This is a genomic window from Psychrobacter proteolyticus (assembly GCF_039762275.1).
Lineage (GTDB): Bacteria > Pseudomonadota > Gammaproteobacteria > Pseudomonadales > Moraxellaceae > Psychrobacter > Psychrobacter proteolyticus_C.
In genome coordinates, this window is the sequence record NZ_JBDLOB010000001.1 from 311,885 (window position 1) to 334,739 (window position 22,855).

Genomic DNA, 22,855 nt, shown 5'->3' on the forward strand with positions numbered 1-22,855 from the left:
GATAATTAAGGAGCTGATGATGAGTCATGAATTAAAAGGGAGCGATTTGACACGAGCAATGTTAGCGCGCGGTGACAAAAACATATGGTGCGCGGTTTGTGATGAAAGCGATGAACAAGCGATGATGGATCAGTGTGGTAATGATTTTACCGCTTATATTGTGTCATTTAATGATGGGTATTTTTATTGTAGTGCTGGCATGCCGTGGAGTTATGCGGTACCAATTAAGATAAGCGCTGTTATGCCATTTGAAGTATCGATATAAATGAATTGAGAGCTTGATAGGACAAATATAATAAGCACAAAAAAACCTCCGATAAAGGAGGCTAATTTGTACTAAATATTGGTACCAGTGGTCGGACTCGAACCGACACGCTTTTAAAGGCAACGGATTTTGAATCCGTCATGTCTACCAATTCCATCACACTGGCATGTTAGGTGATAATAATTATTGAATAAATATTACCGAATTGGGCTACAGTGTTGACTGTATAGGCTGCGTATTATAGCAGCCTATTTACATGCGTCAAGTATTATTTTATACAATTTTTCATTTATTCTAATGATGCTAAATAGCAGCATTCTAGCCGACAAAGGCACGCTCAACTGCGTAATCTGCTTGCACACCCATACGTGGTGAAACAGTCAGGCCAAAGTCATCTAAAATAGCAGAAACCTCAGCATTAAACGGCATGCTGCCACAAAGCATGACACGGTCGTCATCTTTATTCATTGGTGGTAAACCAATATCTTCGAACAATTTGCCTGATTTCATCAAATCAGTGACACGTCCTTGGTTTCTGAATTCTTCACGCGTAACAGTTGGATAATAGATGAATTTTTCGCGATACCATTCACCAAAGATTTCATCATTAGGCAGCTCATTTTCAAACATCTCACGATAAGCCAAATCATGAACATGACGTACGCCATGCACTAAGATGATTTTGTCAAAACGCTCATACACTTCAGGATCACGTGCTAGTGACAAGAACGGAGCAAGACCAGTACCAGTAGAGAGCATATACAGATTCTTACCTGGTAGCAGATCGTCCAATACTAGTGTGCCCGTTGGTTTTTTACTGACTAACAGCTCATCACCTACTTTGATATGCTGTAAACGTGAAGTTAATGGACCATCTTGAACTTTAATAGAGAAGAATTCTAAATGATCTTCATAGTTAGGGCTGGCGATTGAATAAGCGCGTAATAGTGGCTTGCCATCAACAACAAGTCCAATCATCGCAAATTCGCCATTACGAAAGCGCAAGCCATCGTCACGAGTGGTTTTGATACTAAATAGAGAGTCATTCCAGTGATGAACCTCTGTGACCGTTTCGGTGCGAAGTTTTGACATAAAGTCCTCGTTAATAAGTTGTTATTTATGTGTTAAGTTTGAATAAGTATTAAATCAGAATTTTCAATGTTAGATTGAACATTATAAAAACGTATCAGTCTTTTAATCGTTGTCGAAACTGCTATTTTTATGAACGAGTAAATGATGAGTAAACGTAATACAGCTGGTTTATCATCTTGTATACAGCCAGCTATTACGCCATTAGACATAGTAGATTTGCGTCAACGATGACAGCATTACTGGTCATATCATCCAAATGTAAATGACTCTCATCAAATTTCTTGCTCATAATACCAAACTTTAAAATAAAAATCCGTCTAGCAGTGATTGTCTAGCATGATAAAATGGAATATCGTTAGTGAGTAATTTTGTATCATTTGGCAAAACTGCTTTATTAGGCCGGTTTTGTATTATTGGAGTTGGTCTATGCTTGATGAGAATCCCCTGTTAGATAACTACCATCAAGCTCCTGTTATTGGCTATCATCGTGCACCGCTGTCACAAAAATTCGGTGCGCCGCGCCAGCCAAACTTGGTCGCTTTGACTAGTGTCATTGAGATGTTAGCGCCATATGATACGCCAGCTGCATTTGATGGTTTGGATAAGTTTAGTCATATATGGGTGAGTTGGCAGTTTCATCATAATTATCGATATAAAAATAACAATGAAACCAGTACTCGTTTTCGCGCTCAAGTACGCCCACCAAGATTGGGTGGTAATCAAAAAATAGGGGTGTTTGCCAGTCGCAGTATGTATCGGCCTTCAGGGCTAGGCCTATCTGTCGTCAAGATCGAACAGGTCAAAATAGTTCAAGGTCGTGTATTATTGATTATCGAAGGTGCTGATATGATAGATGGCACGCCAATCATCGATATAAAGCCATATGTGGCCTATAGTGATGCGTTAATTCAGACAGAGAGTGGTTTTGCACCAACTGCTCCAGAATTATTAAACGTAACCGTGACCGATGTTGCTAACGAACAGTTTATGATGCTAGTAAGCGTAGGCGAGCCTAGTAATGCTAATAATGATGATACAAATATTAAAGACGCAAACACTGGATCGAATAGTGCGACAGTTGCTTCTACAGTTCATCATATACAAAGTCAATTGATAGGCTCAGATATGAGCATTATTAAAGAATTAATTGCCCAAGACCCGCGTCCAGCTTATCGACGGACAGAGATAGCCACGCCATTTGTTATGCGTTATAAATCGGTTGATGTGAGTTTTCAGTTGATAGAATCAGGACAGCTACAGATAATCGCTGTGGTTGCGGTGTAGCTGGCTTGCATTGGTATCGTTTTTGACAACAAATTTTAAAATAATAGAAGAAGAGAGATATGTCTGCTCAACAGTACTCGATAGTGATTGATTTGCGTTGGTGTCTAGATGAGCTATTGGCAGATAAAGTGATTGACCAACGCGGCTATAACCTAGTCATTACTAGCCGTCGCGACAAAGCGCAGCACCCTCTACTAACGATTAGTGAATTTGGCTTGCCTAATGGCCATGCGACGGACATTAGCGCTGAAAATAAATTAACTTTGGCTTGGCTCAACCAATGGCTAGCGGCTAAAGCAGATATGACTCTCGTTCGTATTGACCCTCTAAAAGTTGATGTCCCTGCAGTCACACAATTGATGTCATTTGAATATGCACGTTCACAGCATATTTTACCGATTGAGGTCGCTGTAGACGAAGTGATTATTGGAACGGATCAGCCTTTTTATACTGACTGGCACTCAAGTATTGAAAAATTGATCAAATCAAAAAGCTATCGTACGGTCTATATCAATCCTGAGCAGATCAAACGCTACCGGCAGGAATTCTATCAAGTCACCCAAGCGATCGCAGGCGCAAATAGTGTCCATAAGCGTGCAGCTGCCGATGTGACCAATGTCGAAGCATTATTGCAATTGGGTGACAACACCAACCCTGATGCCAATGATCAGCATATAGTTAGAGTTGTTGATTGGCTGTTGCAATATGCCTTTGAGCAACGAGCTAGTGATATCCATTTAGAGCCACGCCGTGAGACAGGTAAAGTGCGCTTCCGTATCGATGGTGTGCTACATACGGTGTATGAGATGCCATTGGCAATCATCGTCGCGGTGACCGCACGTATCAAAATTTTAGGGCGACTAAATGTTGCAGAAAAGCGTAAGCCGCAAGATGGTCGTTTAAAGACGCGAACGCCGAAGGGGTTAGAGACAGAGCTTCGTTTATCGACTATGCCAACCGCCTTCGGTGAAAAGCTAGTCATGCGGGTATTTGACCCTGAAGTACTGGTACGTTCCTTTGCTCAGCTTGGTCTATCGGGCAAACAGCTTGAAACGTGGCATGAATTGACTGCTCATCCAAACGGCATTATTTTGGTCACTGGGCCTACAGGGTCAGGTAAAACCACGACCTTGTATAGTACTCTCAAGCAGTTAGCGACTGAACAAGTCAATGTCTGTACCATTGAAGATCCTATTGAAATGATTGAACCTGCATTTAACCAAATGCAAGTGAATCCAGGTGTCGATTTAAACTTTGCTGACGGCATTCGCTCTTTGATGCGTCAAGATCCTGATATTATTATGGTAGGGGAGATTCGTGATGCCGAAACAGCCAATATGGCAGTACAAGCCTCATTAACAGGGCATTTGGTGCTCTCGACATTACATACTAACGATGCGCCAAGTTCAATCACTCGTTTGCATGATTTGGGTATTCAGCCATTTCTGACATCAGCAACTATCTTGGGCGTAATGGCACAGCGCTTGTTACGTACGCTATGCCCGCATTGCAAAAAAGCAGTAGACGTTGTGCCAGACAGTGAGATTGCCATTCAATGGCAGGAGTTGGTACAACCTTGGCGCGCACCTGCCCCAGCACAAATTTATATGGCTCAAGGCTGCGAGCATTGTCGACATACTGGTTATCAGGGACGAGTCGGCTTATACGAGATTATGCCGTTGTCTAACGAATTAAAAAAACTGGTCGCAGTCGATACAAATTTAGATGTACTCAAACAACAAGCCTATCGAGAAGGTCTACAGCCATTACGTTTATCAGGTGCAAAACGTATTAGTGAAGGTGTGACAACCATAGAAGAGGTGATGCGAGTCGTGCCTCTCAATTAGTCTCATGTATTAGGACGTGCATTAGTGAATAGGTTTTTAAAAGTGGGAAATATGATGCCACTTGAAAACAGCTTCCTTCACAGCAATCAATGCAAATAAGATTCAAATTTTTAATTCCCAGACTTTTAATTGATAAGTTTTTAACAACGAGATTATTTATGTTTACAGATACTCATTGTCACCTCAACCGTTTAGATTTGACGAAATATGATGGTAAATTATCTGGCGCGATTGACGCCATGAAAACTGCTAATGTTACCCGGGCGATGGCAATCATGTGTGATTTTGCGGAGTATGACGAGATTGCCAATATTGTGAGTACCTATGGTGACGAGACACTAAATCTAGGGATGAGTGTAGGGATTCATCCTTGTGAGGATATTGAGGTACTGAAATCAGCGACGGTTGAGCGCCTGATAGAGACTGCTGATAAAGAGCATGTATGGGCAATAGGCGAGACAGGGCTAGATTACTACTGGTCTACAGAAAATAAAAAAGAGCAGCAAGCCAGTCTTGCACGTCATATCCATGCCAGTCAGCGACTGAAAAAACCGCTTGTCATACACATGCGTGACGCAAAAGAAGATACGATCGATATCCTAAAGAGTGAAGGCGCTGAGCATGGTATTATCCATTGCTTTACTGAAGACTGGGAGACTGCGAAACGTGCTTTAGACTTAGGGTTTTATATCTCTTTCTCAGGCATTGTCAGTTTTAAAAGCGCCCAAAATATCCAAGATGCTGCAAGGCACATGCCTAGAGACAGAATCTTGATTGAGACCGACAGTCCATATTTGGCGCCCGTACCTAAACGTGGTCGTCCCAATGAGCCTGCATACGTACCCTACGTCGCGAGCTTTATCGCAGATATGTATGGTTGTGATAGTAACGAGGTCGGAGCATTAACCGCAAAAAACTTTGAAAATTTACTGGCACAGTATCGCTAAAATGGTTATGCTATGACCAGTCAGTCATTTATGTGATAGTCGTATAGTTCAATCCCCTTTAGTATTTGAATTGCTAAATGTAACTATATGATTATCAATGACTATTTGTAAATATAAGCATATCCCTTTTATGGTATTTCAGCAGTTCTTGTATAGTTTTATACGTTCATTGCCAAATGTACGCACATAATTGATGGTCATATGCTTAATCTTGTCATGTTTTAGGAGAGATTATGAGTCGTCAGCACCAGTTCAAGGCACGAGAAGAGAACATCTTAGCGATGGCAGAACAATTGCTACTTGAGTCAGGCGATGGTGATATCACTTTAGACAGTTTGGCGGATCAGCTCGATTTGGCTAAAGGCACCCTGTACAAGCATTTCTCCAGTAAAGATGAGCTTTATCTGCGTATTATTATTCGTTACGAAGAGCAATTGTTTGAGATTAACCGTATTGATGACTGCCCGTCGGCAGGCGTTGCCCGTATGATTTTCCAGCAGTTATTCAATCCGCAAAAAGCCATGCTTTTGAACCAAATTGAAGAGCGTTTGGCAGCATCAGTAACTGGTCTCAATCGTTTGTTTGGTGAGTTATATGATATTCGCCGTCAACGTATGAAACGTTTGATCGATATCATCAGCGCTTATCTCAAAGACGAACACAGTAATTTGAGTACGCGCGATTATTTATCATCTATCTGGGCAATTGGTCAGGGCGGCGCAGGGCTATTGAATTCAAGTTTTTATCAGCGTTACTTGGGTCGCCGTGATACGTTACGAGTGGCGTTTGTTCGACAAGTACTAGAGTTACCAAGTCATTATCCGGCTGATGATAGCGGTGTCATGGATGAAGACATGCAGGAGCTGGTCGAGCAAATCGACACTGAGTCAGAAGAGCATCGCAATACCAACTATTAAAGTAGTTATTGGTAAAGTAGCCCCTAGTAAAGTAACTATTAATAAATTAGCAAGTAATTTTTGGGTTATGAATTTTTCTTGGTTTTAATAAATCGTGTTGTAATGCTTACTATTGCAGCACGAATTGCAGTATGAATTCACGTATCTTCTAATATTCTTCAAACCCCCTTTCTCATTCTGCGACAATTAAAATTGGGCTTATAGGTGCAATATGCCGGTCACTGTCAAGACTCAGTCCAGTTCAGCGGCTACTTGCTCTTTTACTCTAATTAGTCAAACGTCTCAGTCAAGCTGCTTAGATACAAAACCTACAGACCATTGTCGCAGCTGCGTCTCCATACCAAGGGATGCTTATCACTTATCATCAGTCTCACCAATAAACAGTCGGACACAGGCTGGTTTTACATTGGTAGAAATCGTGGTGGTAGTGGTTATTTTATCTATATTTGCTGGCATAATGAGTCTGTCTGTCGGTAGCAGTGAATCCCGCAAAAATCGCGCTTTTTATGAGCATCTGACCGATTCGTTAAGCTACGTTCGACTATTATCGGCTGAACGTATGCAGCCAATGGGTTTGCGTATGCAGGCAGATAGGCAAGGTCAAGTAGAGCCAGTCATCGTTACTCTATCAAATCCATATGTTGCGTATCAGACAACTAATATGACGCCAGATAGCATCGACAGTCAGCCTAAAAATGCTATGGAGCTGTCGGCAGAGGTTGCTGGTCTATCAGGCTCTACTGATGAGCAAAAACCAACGCCAAGTTGGGAGGTCGAGTCAGGTGTTAGCTTGCCTGAGCTGCCTACTGGCGTAAGTATTAGAGTTCAAAATTTGGATTCTAGTGGTTTACAAAATACGGGACGAACCCAAACGTTACAGCCTTGGTTTAGCGACCAAAACGTACCCCAAGTATTATGGTTTGGTACAGGACAAGCAGCGCCCGTCACCATTGAAGTACTTCACGATTCGCGTTTAGTGGGCGAGGTGATTACGATAATGCCAGATGGTAGCATGCGAATCGGACAGGGGTTATAGTGACTGAATTATATAAACCTCCTATGACAAGCCCGCCTATGTCATCAAAATCTATATCACTCAAGCCTAGGCGCGAGAGCGGCTTTACCCTTATCGAAGTGATGGTTGCTTTGGCTATTTTGGCAGTGGTAGCCGTCGCGGCGAGCCGTGCTAGTAGTGCGTATCTGAGCTCAGTTGATATATTGCGTACTCGTACGCTTGCTCATTTCGTCGCTCAAAATGCCGCCGCTGATTTGCGTATTCAAGAGACGTGGCTGACAGCCAACCGCACCCAAATCGTTAATGCTCAAGGGCGTGATTGGCAAATAGCAATGACAGTTGGTGACGCCATCATACCTGCCCTAAAAGAAGTAAATATTGCAGTTTCGCCTATTATAGATGGACAGACGCGTACATCAGTCACTGATATCACTGTGATGCTAAATGATACTGAGCAAGATACGGGCAGTTTGGATTTAAGTGGTTTAAGCACAACAGGTAATAGCGAGCAGACTGGGGGTGGTCTGTGAGGTATCAGCGTGGTTTTACACTGCTTGAGCTGATGGTTGCGATGGCAATATTTGCGATGTTAGCCGTTGCAGGCTGGCAAGTGTTTGATGGGGTCAACCGTGTTCGTGAGCGCGCGCAATTTCATGCTGACAATCTGGCTGTCTTGCAGTACGCTTATTTGCAGTTACAGCAAGACATGGGTCAAATTATCCCTTATCAAGCGGCGACTACCCAGAATGTCAGTGCAGCGAACAATAATACAAGCAACAGTACTAGTTCAGGTAATAATACTCAATTAAGCGAGAAAATAGATGAAATAGCGCCTGAGCCCTTTATGAGCTTAGATAGCGAGCATGTCAGCTTTGTACGCTTTGCCGATCCTGATCCACGATATCAGAGTAGTAATAGCCTCCAACGTATCGAATATATTTTTGCGGATGAGCGTTTGATACGTCGCCAATATATCAGTATGGAAGGCGGGCGCGACAGCGTCAGCCTAGACAGCGTATTGCTCGAAGGTGTCACAGCAGGGAGCTGGCAAGCCTATCTACCAGAGCTAAGTACCAGATTTCCGAGTGATGACGCTAACAGTGGCGGCAATAATACAGTGGTGAGACAATCAGCGAATACAGCGAGTCCTAGGCCCACAGCTGTTTTATTACCGAAAGGAATCGCGGTCAGCTTTACATACCAAGACATGCCAATCACTTGGCAATGGGCACTTGCCCCGCAACTGATATCGCATAGCAATAGTCAAAGCATCGCCAATAATACAGATGATAGTAGCAATGATAATGCTAATAATGACAACAGCAGTAGTGATAGTAGTGACAATAATAGCGGTGCGGGAACGAATAATTGAGAAGGTATTAGTTAAAATGCATCAATTGCTCAATAACAAAGGCTATGTATGTCGATGACTACGAACTCTCAACGCGGTGTTGCACTGCTGACTATCTTGTTACTGGTAGTAAGTATTACTGTGGTTGCAGGGTCGATGCTTGCTAGCCAAAAAATTGCAATTAGGCGTAGTGGTCTGTTGTTCGATCAAAATCAGTTGCTGCAAGATATCGATGCAGGTCAACAGTTAGCAGTGACGATGATTCGCGCTGATAGCAATCTCAATGATACGGATAGCATACAAGATATCTGGGCGCAGCCCATACCACCTTATGCATTGGCTAGTCACAGTGTCAGCATCGAGCTACGCGATGAGTCTGGTCGTTTTAACATTAATAACTTGTATCAAGATGGAACGGTCAACACTACTGCTTTAGAAATATTCCAACGGCTACTCACGCAACTAAATCTAGAGCCTGATATTGCTATTGCTATACTTGATTGGCAAGATGCAGACGGCGAGGTATATCAAGATGGCGGTGATGAAAGTACGGTATATGCGCAGCAGTCAAACGCTGTAGTAACAAATGCTTTGCCAAATCAGCCTTTTGTTAGCATCGATCAGCTACTAGAAGTAAAAGGGGTAAGTACTGAAACATTAGCAGTATTACGGCCTTATATTACCGCGGTGCCTTATTATGTGACTATTAATATCAATACTGCCAGTCCTGTATTGTTAGCCGCACTAATTGATGGTGCTAACAGCCAACAGATGCAGGCTCTGGTAGATATGCGCGCACAGCAGGCGCTGACGTCTATTGATGCAGTATGGCAATTACCGATATTTGGCAGTGTGAATGATGAGCAACGAAAAGCCTTAACACCCATGCTTGCCGTTGATAGCCAAGCATTTATGGCGCTTATCACAGCGACTGATAATGCAACTGTCGGTCAGGCAAGAGAGCGTTTTGCCACAGTCTTGATTAGTAAAACTGTCGTTGATAATAATCAAGCAGTTAATAGTAATGAGGCTGCTAATAATAATCAGGCGAGTAATAGTAGTGAGGCAAACGGTAAAATGCCCAAGGAAGTCAAAGTAGTAACACAGCGACTATGGGCATTTCGTCCGAGCTTTTAGAAGATGGTGTAGAGATCGTATTTAGTCTTTTAGGCGTGTTTCTTCGCTAGACTTCCAATTATATGCCCCGTAAAAAAGCATCTGTGCTTGACGAGTACAGTTATGTAGCATCAGCTGTTTGTTCTCTTCGATTTCGTTTAGATCAATCTCATCATCATGATCTTCCGTATAGGTCAGCTCTAGCCAATCAATAATCCAAGAGAAGAACATATTCACGCCAGCCTCAGCCAATAGGCGACGGTCATAAGCATTAATATGAGTAAACGCTGGCTGCAACGCTAAGTCGTCGGCCAAACCTTGAGCATGTATCTTAATCAACTCATTGATGGCTTTGCGTACTGCTTCTGACCCACCATAACGCTCACTGACCAAGAACTGCCAGTAATAAGGCTGATCGCTGACCATATACAAGAATAGCTGAATACTTTTTGCGATTTGACGATCAAAGCTACGTTTGCGGCCAATCTGCAGGCTATCACTTAACGTGGCTAACGTACCGCCCAATTCCTCAATGACCAAAGCGCGCCCGAGTGACTCCATATCATCAAAATGGCGATAAAACGCAGTCGGCACAACGCCAACCTCGCGTGTTACTTGTCTGAGACTGATAGAGCTAAAAGATTGCCCTGTCATACATAAATCGAGCACAGCATTAAAAAAGGCGTGCCGAGTTTGAAGTTTTTTTTGTTCGCGACTGCTCATAATATTTCAAAATTGTCCGGTAGGTGTTTATCATACTCATTTCAACGCATAAATACGACTGAAATACGCTATTCGTTTTAATTTACTAAGCCTGCATTGGTCTTTTAAACCACTGTGCCCCAATGACCCTGCAGTTCTTGCGCCAGTCGATAAGCTTCGTGGTCATTCATGCCTGTAATAAAATCCAAAATATTTAAGACGTTATGATAGATGTCGTCGGATAATATGCGGCGATGTTCGTCAAGATGAGGCTGTAACAATCTTAATAGACGTTGCTGCTCAAAAGACATCGGTGGTTGCATAGTAGCAGATTGAGAGCCAGTCCAAGCGAGCGGCATAAAGGCATTCAATAGACTATGCAAGCATTGATTGGCCATTAGCTCCATTCTTACTTTGCTCGGATGATTGAATATTTTTTCGCGTGCCAGCTGCTTAGCTTGATTGATACCATTCTGTACGTTGGTATCGCAATGCGCAAACAGACTGCCTTGAAGTGTGCCAGCTAGTAATGCATCACTGTTGGCTACAAAGGCATCGGTGACGGTATTGACCAAACGCATCATGGCTCGTGCCCGTAGGGAGGCGAGGCTCTGTCTGACAGACATATGCGCTGGCAAGTTTACGCTGCTTGGACGCTCACCAATCAGCTCATAAAATATCATGGCAACTTCGCTATAGGTTAGCATATTCAGATTGATGCCATCTTCTAAATCGATTAGCGCATAACAGATGTCATCTGCTGCTTCTAGCAGGTAAGCCAATGGATGGCGCGCAAAGCCATCATGTTGCTCTGAGCGTGGTAAATGCAAACACGCAGCTAATTCTTCTAACTGAGACGCCTCGCTATAAAAGCAGCCGAATTTTTGCACATTGTAAAGGTTGTCATTGACATCGTTGCTGTGAGTCGCCAACCATGGATACTTCATAAAGGCGCCTAGCGTGGCACAGGTGAGCCGCATACCACCCTTGTCAGGGTGATGCTCGTTACGTGCCAATAGGCGAAACCCTTGAGCATTGCCCTCGTATGCCAGTAAGTCTAATCGCTCGTTGCTGCTTAAATTTTGCAAAATTGCTTGCGGTTCAGGCTGCCGAAACCAATCACGAATCGCATACTCTCCAGCGTGGCCAAAAGGTGGATTACCAATATCATGAGCGAGACAAGCTGCTTGTACAATCACGCCAACATCTGCTGGTGAAACTCCTGCTGGTAGGCCGCTACCTAGTGCATCATGGATTTTTTCGGCAGCCATCATTCCCAAAGAGCGACCAATAGAAGAAACTTCTAGAGAGTGAGTCAGGCGCGTATGAATACCGAGCTGATTGGTCAATGGATGGACTTGGGTTTTCTGATTTAGCTGGCGAAAAGAGTGAGAAAATACCAGTCTGTCATAGTCTTTGTGAAACTGAGAACGAGTACTGGTATTGGCATTAAATTTTTTGGAAGCACCAAGACGTTGTGAATTAAGGAGATGTGACCATTGTGTGGTAGGGGACGACAAGGAGATTGGTTTATTTAGCATATTGAAATATCCGGAACCAAGGGAGCCTCTAGCATAGCAAAATAGCGCCCTTGGTACAGCTATATAGTCAGAGAACTACTAAACGGCTACGGTGTTACCCTCCTTAGAGGTGCTATTTGTACAATCTGCAGTCGGCGGCCTTGTACCCGTTTGACTTCTTCGACTAGAGTTAATGCCCTATAAATTGGATACGGTGCCAGTTTTGCTTAGCCTACTACTGGTAGTAATTTCACTCGCCTTGCTTGTATTCAAATTATATTGAAACGACTATATCAAGACTTTTGACAGTTAAAAAGTACGTCTTCTTTGTCGATAGCTACATCGCTGTCCAGTGTCTTATTGAGCAATGTGGCTTTGTCTCCATTTACTTGCCATATGATGCCGTGGGTATCGTCTAATCCAATATCGCTGGTATAGATGCCCTTATCAGCATCAGTTTCACTATTAGCAGTAGCCGTTAAATCGTATTCGATACCATCGATGAGCAAATGCGCTGTCTGTGGTGTACTGTCGCTATGATAAGAAACGCCGATAGTAGCAGTAGGCTCACAAGAGAAAGGAGTGCTGTTGCTGGCATGAGCTGCATGATCATGACCTGCGTGCGCATGTTCTTCGTGGCCGTGATCTTCATGCTCTTTATCATCATGCATTTCATGACCTTGTTCATGATTGGCGTGAGCGTCTACTGATTCTTCTTCAGTTACCACTGCATCGGTATCTTTGTTTGGCTGACAGCCCAATAGAGAGCCTGTCATGATACTACCTAGTATAGTAATACCTGCAAGTTTAGAAAAATAGGCCGCCATAATGTAAGTCCTCAAATAAGAAAAATAAAGATATGTTATAATATAACAATATAGAGATAAAATAAAGCCGATGATGGAGAATATCCAACATCGGCTAGTTAACTTTAAATAAGCTGTACTATTTAAAGTTACACGTTAAATCTAAAGTGCATCACATCGCCATCTTGCACGATGTAAGTTTTACCTTCTAGACGCGATTTACCAGCAGCAGCAGCGCCTTTCTCACCGTTGTATTCGATAAAGTCATCATACGCAATGACTTCAGCACGAATAAAACCACGCTCAAAATCAGTATGAATCACGCCAGCTGCTTGCGGCGCTGTCGCACCAATAGCTACAGTCCAAGCACGTACTTCTTTTACGCCAGCGGTAAAGTAAGTCTGCATATCAAGTAAGTCATAGCCACCGCGGATTACTTGATCAAGACCAGCTTCTTCCATATCCATTTCAGCTAAGAAGTCTTTTTTATCGTCTTCATCGAGCTGAGCAATTTCAGATTCGATCTGGTTGCATAGCGCGATGACGATAGAGTCTTCACCAGTGGCATAGTCACGAACAGCGTCAAGGTATGGGTTATTTTCAAAACCATCTTCAGAGACGTTAGCGATATACATGGTTGGCTTTAGCGTGATTAGACCATAGCTTCTGATGAGTTTTTTCTCATCAGCGTCTAGGTTAGCAGCACGAGCCGCTTTGCCTTCTGCTAGTAATGGCTCAATCTTTTTGAACACATCAAGCATGGCGCCAGCGTCTTTATCGCCGCCTTTTGCTTTTTTGGTCAAGTTAAATACCGCGCGTTCAACAGCTTCTAAATCAGCGAGTGCCAGTTCAGTATTGATGGTTTCGATATCATCAATCGGGCTAACGCGGCCATCAACGTGTACGACGTTGTCATCATCGAAACAGCGTACAACGTGAGCAATTGCATCGGTCTCACGGATGTTCGCTAGGAACTGGTTACCCATGCCTTCGCCTTTCGATGCGCCTGCAACCAAACCTGCGATATCGACAAACTCCATCGTCGTTGGTAATACGCGTTCAGGATTGACGATATCAGCCAGTTGTTTTAGGCGTGGATCTGGTACTGGTACGATACCCGTGTTGGGATCTTTGGTACAAAATGGAAAGTTTTCAGCGGCGATACCCGCTTTGGTCAACGCATTAAACAAGGTGGATTTACCCACGTTTGGTAGGCCGACGATGCCGCAATTAAAACCCATAACATTCTCTCAATGTATTAATAAAATCAGTTGGTATAAAGTTTGGTTAAATGATAAATCAAAATTGGGCACATTGTATCAAATTTACCTGAATAGGGGTGAGGTTGTTACGGTATATGCTCAGGTTTTTACTCGATGACGATACGCAGATTGATGATAAAAGTAGGTCATATTAGAGGCTTAAAAATGAATAAGGCGAATCAATACGAGTGACACATAGTTTATGTGAGCCGATAAACCCTATTTTTTAATATGGTAAACTGTCATGCTCAGATAAGGACTTAAATTTCACAAAAATTCAGCACATATACTCTGCTATGTTTAGCAAATCATACTTACTCCAAAGCTATAGATAGTCAGATATACGCTGATAATATCGCCAAAATAAAATGTAAGGCAATTGTAGACAATGACAACCTCGATTTTTGACACACGCCACTATAAATACCCGCAGAACTTCCTTGAGATGAAGCCTAAACTGACTCGACTTGAGCAGGCTATTAAAAAACTAGAAGCGAACTTAATCGATACTGCTGAGATGACAAACATCAAGTTGTTAAGTCAGAGGCTAGATAGTGGTTTGGGGTTAAAGGTCGATTATGCCAGTGAGCTAAATCCCGATCAGCTAATGGCCGCGACTACGATCGAAGGCAAAGTATTAGTCATTGCTGGTGCAGGCTCTGGCAAGACTAAAACCTTGACCTACCGGACCAGTTATCTATTGGAAAATGGGGTGTCGCCTAAAGAGATTTTGCTACTGACCTTTACGCGTAAAGCGGCAAATGAAATAAAAGATAGAGCTAAGTCCTTGCTAGCTAGCAGTCTTTCAAATCAAGAACTATCAGATGAAGAGTTGGCTGAGGATAAGCTGCCAACTGATAAAGCATTAAATAGCATCACTAGTGGTACTTTTCACTCGTTTTGTAATATGTTACTACGTCAATATTCAGGGCTACTCGGTATCAATCCAAGGTTTACCATTTTGGATACGGGTGATAGTGAGGACGCTATCGACTTGGTGCATAAAGAAAAAAAGTATCCTGCTCAGACCAAGTCACAAGCCTTTCCACGCAAAAAAACGCTGCAAAATATCATATCGACGTCTAGAAATAGACGTATACAAATTCGTGACTTAATCGAAAGTAACTACCCAGATATTGCCGTGCATATTCCTATCATCGAGCAGCTGGCAGTTGACTTTCATGAGTACAAGCGCGCCAATCACTTATATGATTTTGATGACATCATCAGCCAAGTAGTGCGTCATTTAAAAACCAATGACACCTTTCGACAGCTGCTGCAAAGCCAATATCGTTACATTATGGTTGATGAATACCAAGACACCAATATTCCGCAAAAGCAGCTAATCGACTTAATATGTGAGCCTGAGTCGGTATCGCTGATGGTAGTCGGTGACGACAATCAAAGTATTTATGCCTTTCGCGGTGCCAATTATGAAAACATTTTACTGTTCGGCGAGACGTATCCTAATGCCAAACTTATTAAGCTTGAGCAAAATTATCGCAGCTCGCCATCCGTTTTAAACTATATCAACGCTTTGTCCGCGCAAATCACGCTAGGCTATCAAAAGCAGCTGTATTCTGATGCGCCGATAGAAGGACACAAACCAGTATTTCGACGACTCAGTGATGAGCCAAAAGAAGCGGGCTATATCACTGACAAGATCGTCGCGCTAAAGCCAGAGTATGACTACAACGACTTTGCGGTATTATGCCGTACGTCATTTCAGTCCAATTACGTACAGCTAGAGTTTATGGCGCGCAACATTCCCTTTATCGTTGTGGGCGGTATCAAGTTCATTGAAAGACGGCATATCAAAGATGTGTTGGCCTTTGTCAAAATACTCTATAACCCAAATGACACGATTGCTTGGCATCGTATTTTAACTTTGTTTAAAGGGGTAGGAGCAGTAACGGCGACGCGATTAACCCAAGCCATTACTGCTGACAATAATGCGTTTGAATCTTTGCTGGCAGCGCCATTTTCGAAAAAAAGCGATCAGCTAGAGCCTCTATATCATGCGCTTACTAAGGCACAGCAAGCTGAATCGGTCGAGACAGCTATTGAACATATTCTTGAGTTCTATATTCCAGTCTTAAAGCTGATCGAAGAAAATTGGCGTGAGCGTACCGAAGATTTTCGGGTATTAAAGAATTTAGCGACAGAGCACACAACCCTTGATAGCTTTTTAGAAAATCTCGCTTTAGACCCACCTAATGATTCAGTGGCTGTCATGGGTAATCTGGATAATGGACAAGATAGTAGCAATGACAAAGTCACTATCTCGACCATTCATAGTGCTAAGGGACTTGAGTGGCCAGTAGTGTTTGTTAACTCATTGGTAGATGGCATCACGCCGCATCACCGTTCTTTGGATGACTTTGAAGCGTTAGAAGAAGAGCGTAAGCTGTTTTATGTTGCCTGCAGTCGTGCAAAGACGCAGTTATATTTGACCGCGCCAAATTACTTTTCTAGTTATTCTGGATACTTTGACAAACCGTCACGTTTTATCGCTGAGCTATCTGCGGACGAGGTAACGGTTGAGACAACAAGGCGAACCATGATAGAAGACGATGATCCCATTTGGTGGTAATGTTCTATGTTTAGTTGATTATCCAATCAATTAAACATAAGCTAACAAAACCGTTCAGTAATATAGATAAGTGAGCTCTCGAATACTTGAACGTTTTATAACTAAAAACATTGGATAATTTGACGCTATTTTCATAAAATTTGTTGCTAGCTTGTTTCTCAAGGCCAGTATTATTCCTATCAAAAATACCTTCTCAAAAACCCCATAACCAAAAGTATGTGACGCGAAAATATTTCTCAGATAAGGGTTTCAAATTTATCCTAATGCGTTACTATTACCACCTAATTCTGTTAGACCCTTATATTTGATACTCTGTATTAACACCCTAAGAAAAGGATAGGTTATGCGCTACGAAGTTATCGTTATCGGTGCAGGTATGGTTGGCACGTCAATCGCGTGGCATCTACAAAAAAATAACTCAAATGTATTATTGTTAGACAAAAAATTGCCAGGGTCAGAGACCTCATACGGCAATGCAGGATTGATTCAGCGCGAAGCCATTCATACACATCCTTTTCCTCGTCAGCTGACAGAAATGATCAGAGTATTGCCAAACCAAGGGACTGACATTCGTTACCGTATTCCGGCCATTTTGCGTTATCACCAAGCCCTGCTTCAGTACTGGAAATACTCTACGCCAGCTTCAGTCAAAAAAATCGAATCAGAGTGGCAGACGTTGATTGAGCATTGTACCAGTGAGCATCAAACGATGATTGAAGCATCTGGTGCTGATGAGCTAATCACGCGTGACGGCTGGTTACAACTGCATCGTTCTGAAGAGACGTTTAAAGAAGCGCAAGTAGCAGCCATTGATGCACGCAATCAAGGTGTTGAGCATAACGTACTAAACCTTGAAGCGCTAAAAGCAATGGAGCCTAGCGCCAATTTTGAAGGTTTTGTTGGCGCGATTCATTGGAAAAACTCTTGGCAAGTATCAAACCCAAGCTCGCTCGTGAAAGCTTATGCGAAAAACTTCCAAGATATGCAGGGTACGATCAAAGAAAGCGATGTAAAAGAAATCGTTCAAGATGGCGAAGGCTGGAAAGTTATCACGGATAACGATACCTACTATAGTGATAAATTGGTTATCGCAGCAGGCCCATGGTCTAATGATTTGATCAGACCACTTGGCTATAACTTGCCACTATTCCCAATGCGCGGTTATCATCAGCATTTCAAAGTGACAGAAAAGAACACCATTAATCACAGTATGTTTGATATGGACAAAGGCTTTGTGATGGGGCCGATGCAGCAGGGTATCCGTATCACCACTGGTGCTGAGATGACCACGATGAATGCGCCAAAAAACTTTGGTCAGTTAAAAACTGTATTGAAGCTTGCTAAAAAAATCTTGCCATTAGAAGATGCAGTCGAGAGTGAAGCATGGGCAGGCTCACGTCCTTGTATGCCTGATATGAAGCCAGTCATCGGTCCTGCTGACAAGCATGACAAACTATGGTTCGCATTTGGACACAGTCATCAAGGCTTTACCTTAGGGCCAATGACAGGTCGTCTGGTTGAAGAGATGATTCACGATAAGCCTGCATTGGTCGATCTTGCACCATTTAGTGCCCAGCGTTTTTCTAACTAAGCGCGTATTTGATATATAGTTGATCCAATTTAAGAGCGGTACAAGGTAATCGAGTGCAGATGTATATGTCATACTTCAAGCGAGGTTAACACTGTAACGCTTTTATAGTGGATTGACTATAGTTAGCACAGACTTAAATTAATAAATGAAAGGTATAGACATGATTAAGAAGCTACACAGCAATCAACGTATGAGCAAAACCGTAATCCATAACCAAACTATCTATTTGTGTGGTCAGGTAGGTAACGCAGAAGACGATATCAAAGCGCAAACATTGACTTGTCTAGAAAAAATTCAAACGTTGCTAGAAGAAGTTGGTAGTGATAAATCAAAGCTACTATCAGTCACGGTTTGGATCAAAGACATGGCTGACTTTGCTGCCATGAATGAAGTTTATGACCAGTGGTTTGAAGGTATTCAGCCACCAGCTCGCGCTTGTGGTGAGTCAGCATTGGCACGTCCTGAGCTATTGGTTGAAATGATCGCTATCGCTGCTGAGTAATAGACGGCTCGCAGTACTTGTAGTATCGGTATCAAATAGAAATAAAAAAGGCCATGATAATGATATCGTGGCCTTTTTTATGCTTGGTAATAAGTAAATTTAATTATTGAAAAAGGGCGTGCTAGCTTTTTAGATAAAGCCTACGCTGTGTAACGTCAGTTAAGCAATACAATGATTAGTGACATAGGTACTAACACCCTTTCCATACTGCTTGGCGCTTTTCAATAAAAGCATCAATCCCTTCACCCACATCGTCTGCCATCATATTGCCCGTCATAACTTCACTGGCATAGTCATACGCGTCTTCGATGTTCATACCCAGCTGCTTATAAAACATATCTTTGCCAGTTCTCACTGCTACCGGAGACTTGGCAGTGATTGCTTTTATGAGTGATTGTAGTGTTTGATCAAGTTGCTCTGCTGGCGCAACTCGATTGATCAAGCCATATTGTAAAGCAGTGTGCGCATCGATAAATTCACCTGTGATTAGCATTTCAAACGCTTGCTTACGAGGTAGATTACGGCTGACAGCAACGGCAGGTGTGGAGCAGAACAGTCCAACGTTTATCCCAGAGGTGGCAAATTTTGCATCATCAGCGGCAACGGCCAAGTCACAAGCGGCGACCAGCTGACATCCTGCGGCTGTGGCAATGCCTTGTACTTTTGCGATAACGACTTGCGGCATACGGTTGATGGTAAGCATCATTTTGCTACATTGCTGAAATAGAGCACGGTGAAATGCTTCATCGTCGTGTGCGCGCATTTGCTTTAGATTATGACCAGCACAGAATGCTTTGCCTGTGGCTTGAATAACCACGACTCTGATCGTATCGTCTTGAGCGATACTGTCTAGCTCTGTTTGCATGGCAGACAGCACTTCAACGGACAACGCATTGAATTGTTTTGGTTGGTTTAAGGTCAGCGTGACTACGCCACTTTCTTTACTGTCTTCTCTAATAACCAGAAGGTCGTCTAGGTCTAGAGTAATGTCAGATTGAGTCATTTATCATCCTTGATAATGGGTGGTTTATAGTTTTATATATAGCTGACTAAATAGTAGCATGGCTCACATTCTATACAATAGATGGAGCACATAGAAAGCGCACGAAAAAATAGCGCGCTCAGATGATGAGTACGCTATTGGTTTTTCAATCAGATATAATCTAAATCTATACTAACTTAAATTTATACTAAGCTGTATGTATCTTGAGATTAGTATGCGCCTTCGCTATAGATAAGCTCGTAGCTGTGGCTATAAATCTCAACGATGTTACCGAACGGGTCTTCCATATAAATCATGCGGTAAGGTTTTTCACCAGGATAGTAGTAGCGTGGTTTTTCCATACGCTTTTTACCACCTGCTGCAACCATACGCTCAGCCAGTTCTTCAACATTTGGATCCTGAACGCAGAAGTGAAAGATACCTGTTTTCCAATATTCAAAGTTGTTTTCAGGGTTTTCTTGATTTTTGAATTCAAAAATCTCAACACCGATACGGTCACCAGTAGACAAGTGAGCGATGCGGAAGCTGCCCCAACCTGCACCAAATACTTCAGTACACATCTCACCAATCGGGCTGTCATCTTCGACAATCTCAGTTGGTTCCATGATGGTGTACCAACCCATCACTTCAGTATAAAATTTTACGGCGGCATCTAAGTCAGGAACTGACAGACCGATGTGCGAAAAGCTTCTTGGATAAACGTTGTTCATAGTTTGTGCTCCTGTTTGCTGTACTCTTGTTTAACGTGAGGCCAGTATACAAAGGCTCCGTCATTATGTAAAATTATCAAATATTATATAAATAAGTATAAAACGTAATGATAAATATCACATGGCTACGAACTTTCTGTACGCTTGCTGAAGTTGGGCACTTTACCCGCACGGCTGAACGTCTATATATGACGCAGTCTGGTGTGAGCCAACACATAAGTAAGTTAGAGGAGCAACTAGATACAGACTTGTTGATTCGACAAGGAAAGCAGTTCTCATTGACCAATGCAGGTGAGCAGCTTTATAAAGAAGCAGGCGAGATATTGCAGCGATTATCAAATTTAGAACAGCGAATCGGTGAAGATCCCCCTTATGAAGGATTGGTGCGGTTGATGTCACCGGGTAGTGTGGGACTCAAGTTATATCCGCAGCTTTTGACACTACAGCAGCAGCATCCAAAACTAGTCATTGATTACCGTTTTGCACCCAATTCTGATATTGAGCGGGCGCTGGCAAATCACGAGATTGATATTGGCTTTATGACAGATATCTCAGACGATGAAACGGTTAGTTGCAAACCTATGGCGCAAGAAGCATTGATACTAGTAACCCCTGCGGCTACAGTGGAGCCTAGCTGGAAGCAGCTTATCGAGCTTGGATTTATCGATCATCCAGATGGCGCCCATCATGCAGGCATGCTACTGACTGCCAATTATGAGCAATTCCAGCATATTAATGATTTTGAGAAAAAAGGCTTTTCGAATCAGATTGGCCTGATACTAGAGCCCGTCAGCAGGGGAATCGGCTTTACTGTTTTGCCAGCACATGCAGTGGCTGCCTATCCGAAGCCTGAACTGATTAGCAGTCATCATTTACCAGTTGCCGTTAGCGAAACGCTATATCTGGCAGTCAGACGACAGCAGGCACTTTCTAATAGACTGCATACGGTCATTAATGAAGTAAAAAAATGGCTATAGGTATGTTGAGAATGATAAATGCACAGCTAATGAAGGGTTAATCGAAAGTTCAATAGCTGTGCGTTTAACAAAAGATGTTCATTGATAGATTGCGACTATAAAAGATTGCGTCTATTTTAAAGTCTGACCAAGTTTGATACTTGCAGCGATATTAGCAGCAGTAGTCTCAATATTGTTATAAGCAGAGCCCAACACATTATCAATCGTGTCTACTTTTTGGATACTCGGCATGACCACATCGAACTGGCTGGTCTGAGCAGGTTTTAGCCCATCGACGCTGCCGCAGATAGCGATGACAGGTGTACGGCTAACCTTAGCGATTTGGCTGATACCGCCTGCCACTTTACCCATGGCTGTTTGTGCATCAAGCTTACCTTCGCCAGTGATGACAAGATCAGCCTCTGCGATATGCTGTGACAGGTGAGCCACTTCGGCAACCGTATCAAAGCCTGACTTTAGCTGAGCTTGAAAGAACGTCATCATCGCATAGCCAAGACCGCCTGCCGCGCCAGCGCCTTCAACGTATTGACAGTCTTCATAGCCATGCTGTCCACAGATGGTCGCAAAGTGACTGAGTGCTTTATCCAAGGTATTGACTTGTTCTGGGCAAGCGCCTTTTTGTGGCCCAAATACTGCGCTTGCACCCAGCAGACCGCATAATGGATTGGTCACATCACAAGCAACTTCAAATACTGTGTCTGATATCTTTGCATGAAGGTTTGTATTATCGAGCTTATGTAGGCTGGCAAGTGCGCCACCTCCATGAGTGAGTAGGCTATCATTTATGTCATGAAATGTTATGCCTAGCGCCATTAGCATGCCAAGGCCTGCATCATTGGTTGCGCTACCACCTAGACCAATGACGATACGCTTAGCACCTTCTGCTAACGCATCTTCGATCAGCTCCCCAACACCATAACTACTCGCAATAACGGGATTACGCTCATCAGCTGTCAGTAGGTGCAATCCGCACGCTTGAGCCACTTCGATAACAGCGGTCGCGTCTGGCAATAACAGATACTTTGCCGTAATCGGTCTCATCAATGGGTCATGTACTCTGACTTCTTTCCAGCGCCCGCCCAATATATAAGACAATACCGCTGAGGTGCCTTCACCGCCATCGGCCATTGGTAACAGCTTGTAGTCAGCATCTGGAAACACTTGACTAAAGCCAGATTGAATGGCGTGGCAAGTATCAAGTGCTTCTAAACTTTCTTTAAACGAGTCAGGGGCGATCAAAATTTTCATACGGCTCTCTTTGAATATCTTAATGACACGATCATTGCGATAGTGTCATGTTTTAAAACGTTTACTTAGTAATAATCAAATAAACGTGTGTATAAATACCCAATTTC

General features: G+C 42.9%; 21 protein-coding genes and 1 tRNA gene. 13 read left to right on the forward strand and 9 right to left on the reverse strand.

The genetic code is table 11. The features are described 5' to 3' along the window. Positions 1–19 precede the first annotated feature (19 nt). On the forward strand, positions 20–265 hold the full coding sequence (locus ABFV72_RS01240) for a hypothetical protein (protein WP_347161961.1): 246 nt from the start codon (positions 20–22) through the stop codon (positions 263–265). A 79-nt stretch (positions 266–344) separates the two neighbouring features. Here the strand turns inward: ABFV72_RS01240 and ABFV72_RS01245 are convergent. Beyond that, positions 345–431, reverse strand: a tRNA-Leu gene (locus tag ABFV72_RS01245). Positions 432–583: 152 nt separating this feature from the next. Further along, positions 584–1,357, reverse strand: coding sequence for a ferredoxin--NADP reductase (locus tag ABFV72_RS01250; protein WP_101205461.1), 774 nt, complete (start codon positions 1,355–1,357; stop codon positions 584–586). A gap of 426 nt (positions 1,358–1,783) precedes the next feature. Between ABFV72_RS01250 and tsaA the strand changes: the two genes are divergently transcribed. From tsaA to gspK, 8 genes are all read left to right on the forward strand, one after another. Next, a complete protein-coding gene (gene tsaA / locus ABFV72_RS01255) occupies positions 1,784–2,641 on the forward strand; it encodes a tRNA (N6-threonylcarbamoyladenosine(37)-N6)-methyltransferase TrmO (RefSeq protein ID WP_347161963.1) in 858 nt (285 codons plus the stop codon). Positions 2,642–2,700: 59 nt separating this feature from the next. Continuing rightward, positions 2,701–4,488 carry a GspE/PulE family protein gene (locus ABFV72_RS01260; RefSeq protein WP_347161965.1) on the forward strand — a complete coding sequence of 596 codons (1,788 nt, stop codon included), beginning with the start codon at positions 2,701–2,703 and terminating at the stop codon, positions 4,486–4,488. Positions 4,489–4,646: 158 nt separating this feature from the next. Beyond that, entirely contained in the window at positions 4,647–5,435 is a 789-nt protein-coding gene (locus tag ABFV72_RS01265) for a TatD family hydrolase (RefSeq protein ID WP_347161967.1), read from the forward strand. Positions 5,436–5,668: 233 nt separating this feature from the next. Beyond that, the gene (locus tag ABFV72_RS01270; RefSeq protein ID WP_201547429.1) at positions 5,669–6,352 is read left to right on the forward strand and encodes a TetR/AcrR family transcriptional regulator; all 684 of its coding nucleotides are present in this window, start codon (positions 5,669–5,671) and stop codon (positions 6,350–6,352) included. Positions 6,353–6,563: 211 nt separating this feature from the next. After that, positions 6,564–7,388 carry a prepilin-type N-terminal cleavage/methylation domain-containing protein gene (locus tag ABFV72_RS01275; protein ID WP_347161969.1) on the forward strand — a complete coding sequence of 275 codons (825 nt, stop codon included), beginning with the start codon at positions 6,564–6,566 and terminating at the stop codon, positions 7,386–7,388. 38 nt (positions 7,389–7,426) lie between these two features. Next, positions 7,427–7,897 carry a type II secretion system minor pseudopilin GspI gene (gene gspI, locus ABFV72_RS01280; protein ID WP_347161971.1) on the forward strand — a complete coding sequence of 157 codons (471 nt, stop codon included), beginning with the start codon at positions 7,427–7,429 and terminating at the stop codon, positions 7,895–7,897. After that, positions 7,894–8,739 (forward strand): type II secretion system minor pseudopilin GspJ, encoded by an 846-nt coding sequence (gene gspJ / locus ABFV72_RS01285; protein ID WP_347161973.1) that lies wholly within the window; start codon positions 7,894–7,896, stop codon positions 8,737–8,739. The genes gspI and gspJ overlap by 4 nt, the downstream gene beginning before the upstream one ends. A gap of 48 nt (positions 8,740–8,787) precedes the next feature. Next, complete coding sequence (gene gspK / locus ABFV72_RS01290; protein ID WP_347161975.1) at positions 8,788–9,855, forward strand: type II secretion system minor pseudopilin GspK; 1,068 nt, start codon at positions 8,788–8,790, stop codon at positions 9,853–9,855. Between the two features lie 21 nt (positions 9,856–9,876). On the opposite strand, the gene ABFV72_RS01295 is transcribed toward gspK, so the two are convergent. The 4 genes from ABFV72_RS01295 to ychF all read right to left on the reverse strand — a co-directional run bounded on the left by ABFV72_RS01295 (position 9,877) and on the right by ychF (position 14,103). Next, positions 9,877–10,557, reverse strand: a complete 681-nt coding sequence (locus tag ABFV72_RS01295) for a TetR family transcriptional regulator (RefSeq protein WP_057759356.1) — start codon at positions 10,555–10,557, stop codon at positions 9,877–9,879. 104 nt (positions 10,558–10,661) lie between these two features. Beyond that, entirely contained in the window at positions 10,662–12,077 is a 1,416-nt protein-coding gene (locus ABFV72_RS01300; protein WP_347161977.1) for a deoxyguanosinetriphosphate triphosphohydrolase, read from the reverse strand. A 272-nt stretch (positions 12,078–12,349) separates the two neighbouring features. Beyond that, positions 12,350–12,883 (reverse strand): hypothetical protein, encoded by a 534-nt coding sequence (locus ABFV72_RS01305; RefSeq protein ID WP_347161978.1) that lies wholly within the window; start codon positions 12,881–12,883, stop codon positions 12,350–12,352. A 128-nt stretch (positions 12,884–13,011) separates the two neighbouring features. Then, the gene (gene ychF, locus ABFV72_RS01310; RefSeq protein WP_102094907.1) at positions 13,012–14,103 is read right to left on the reverse strand and encodes a redox-regulated ATPase YchF; all 1,092 of its coding nucleotides are present in this window, start codon (positions 14,101–14,103) and stop codon (positions 13,012–13,014) included. A gap of 409 nt (positions 14,104–14,512) precedes the next feature. Here ychF and ABFV72_RS01315 point away from each other — a divergent pair, with 409 nt between their 5' ends. The 3 genes from ABFV72_RS01315 to ABFV72_RS01325 all read left to right on the forward strand — a co-directional run bounded on the left by ABFV72_RS01315 (position 14,513) and on the right by ABFV72_RS01325 (position 18,810). After that, positions 14,513–16,717, forward strand: a complete 2,205-nt coding sequence (locus ABFV72_RS01315; protein WP_347161980.1) for an ATP-dependent helicase — start codon at positions 14,513–14,515, stop codon at positions 16,715–16,717. A 343-nt stretch (positions 16,718–17,060) separates the two neighbouring features. Further along, positions 17,061–18,308: an NAD(P)/FAD-dependent oxidoreductase gene (locus ABFV72_RS01320; protein WP_347161982.1), complete on the forward strand. Its 1,248-nt coding sequence runs from the start codon at positions 17,061–17,063 to the stop codon at positions 18,306–18,308. Positions 18,309–18,471: 163 nt separating this feature from the next. Further along, a complete protein-coding gene (locus tag ABFV72_RS01325) occupies positions 18,472–18,810 on the forward strand; it encodes a RidA family protein (protein ID WP_055124581.1) in 339 nt (112 codons plus the stop codon). Positions 18,811–19,000: 190 nt separating this feature from the next. On the opposite strand, the gene ABFV72_RS01330 is transcribed toward ABFV72_RS01325, so the two are convergent. Continuing rightward, a complete protein-coding gene (locus ABFV72_RS01330; protein WP_347161984.1) occupies positions 19,001–19,813 on the reverse strand; it encodes an enoyl-CoA hydratase in 813 nt (270 codons plus the stop codon). A 209-nt stretch (positions 19,814–20,022) separates the two neighbouring features. After that, complete coding sequence (locus tag ABFV72_RS01335) at positions 20,023–20,523, reverse strand: lactoylglutathione lyase family protein (RefSeq protein ID WP_101205448.1); 501 nt, start codon at positions 20,521–20,523, stop codon at positions 20,023–20,025. A gap of 107 nt (positions 20,524–20,630) precedes the next feature. Between ABFV72_RS01335 and ABFV72_RS01340 the strand changes: the two genes are divergently transcribed. Next, the gene (locus ABFV72_RS01340; RefSeq protein WP_347161985.1) at positions 20,631–21,500 is read left to right on the forward strand and encodes a LysR family transcriptional regulator; all 870 of its coding nucleotides are present in this window, start codon (positions 20,631–20,633) and stop codon (positions 21,498–21,500) included. A 111-nt stretch (positions 21,501–21,611) separates the two neighbouring features. Here the strand turns inward: ABFV72_RS01340 and ABFV72_RS01345 are convergent, their stop codons facing one another. After that, entirely contained in the window at positions 21,612–22,748 is a 1,137-nt protein-coding gene (locus ABFV72_RS01345; RefSeq protein ID WP_347161987.1) for a glycerate kinase, read from the reverse strand. Positions 22,749–22,855 lie beyond the last annotated feature (107 nt).

Bases quoted from the DNA above. Each gene is read 5' to 3' on its own strand.
- ABFV72_RS01240 (WP_347161961.1), top strand. From the start codon at position 20: ATGAGTCATGAATTAAAAGGGAGCGATTTGACACGAGCAATGTTAGCG.
- ABFV72_RS01250 (WP_101205461.1), bottom strand. From the start codon at position 1,357: ATGTCAAAACTTCGCACCGAAACGGTCACAGAGGTTCATCACTGGAAT.
- tsaA (WP_347161963.1), top strand. From the start codon at position 1,784: ATGCTTGATGAGAATCCCCTGTTAGATAACTACCATCAAGCTCCTGTT.
- ABFV72_RS01260 (WP_347161965.1), top strand. From the start codon at position 2,701: ATGTCTGCTCAACAGTACTCGATAGTGATTGATTTGCGTTGGTGTCTA.
- ABFV72_RS01265 (WP_347161967.1), top strand. From the start codon at position 4,647: ATGTTTACAGATACTCATTGTCACCTCAACCGTTTAGATTTGACGAAA.
- ABFV72_RS01270 (WP_201547429.1), top strand. From the start codon at position 5,669: ATGAGTCGTCAGCACCAGTTCAAGGCACGAGAAGAGAACATCTTAGCG.
- ABFV72_RS01275 (WP_347161969.1), top strand. From the start codon at position 6,564: ATGCCGGTCACTGTCAAGACTCAGTCCAGTTCAGCGGCTACTTGCTCT.
- gspI (WP_347161971.1), top strand. From the start codon at position 7,427: ATGTCATCAAAATCTATATCACTCAAGCCTAGGCGCGAGAGCGGCTTT.
- gspK (WP_347161975.1), top strand. From the start codon at position 8,788: ATGTCGATGACTACGAACTCTCAACGCGGTGTTGCACTGCTGACTATC.
- ABFV72_RS01295 (WP_057759356.1), bottom strand. From the start codon at position 10,557: ATGAGCAGTCGCGAACAAAAAAAACTTCAAACTCGGCACGCCTTTTTT.
- ABFV72_RS01300 (WP_347161977.1), bottom strand. From the start codon at position 12,077: ATGCTAAATAAACCAATCTCCTTGTCGTCCCCTACCACACAATGGTCA.
- ABFV72_RS01305 (WP_347161978.1), bottom strand. From the start codon at position 12,883: ATGGCGGCCTATTTTTCTAAACTTGCAGGTATTACTATACTAGGTAGT.
- ychF (WP_102094907.1), bottom strand. From the start codon at position 14,103: ATGGGTTTTAATTGCGGCATCGTCGGCCTACCAAACGTGGGTAAATCC.
- ABFV72_RS01315 (WP_347161980.1), top strand. From the start codon at position 14,513: ATGACAACCTCGATTTTTGACACACGCCACTATAAATACCCGCAGAAC.
- ABFV72_RS01320 (WP_347161982.1), top strand. From the start codon at position 17,061: ATGCGCTACGAAGTTATCGTTATCGGTGCAGGTATGGTTGGCACGTCA.
- ABFV72_RS01330 (WP_347161984.1), bottom strand. From the start codon at position 19,813: ATGACTCAATCTGACATTACTCTAGACCTAGACGACCTTCTGGTTATT.
- ABFV72_RS01335 (WP_101205448.1), bottom strand. From the start codon at position 20,523: ATGAACAACGTTTATCCAAGAAGCTTTTCGCACATCGGTCTGTCAGTT.
- ABFV72_RS01340 (WP_347161985.1), top strand. From the start codon at position 20,631: ATGATAAATATCACATGGCTACGAACTTTCTGTACGCTTGCTGAAGTT.
- ABFV72_RS01345 (WP_347161987.1), bottom strand. From the start codon at position 22,748: ATGAAAATTTTGATCGCCCCTGACTCGTTTAAAGAAAGTTTAGAAGCA.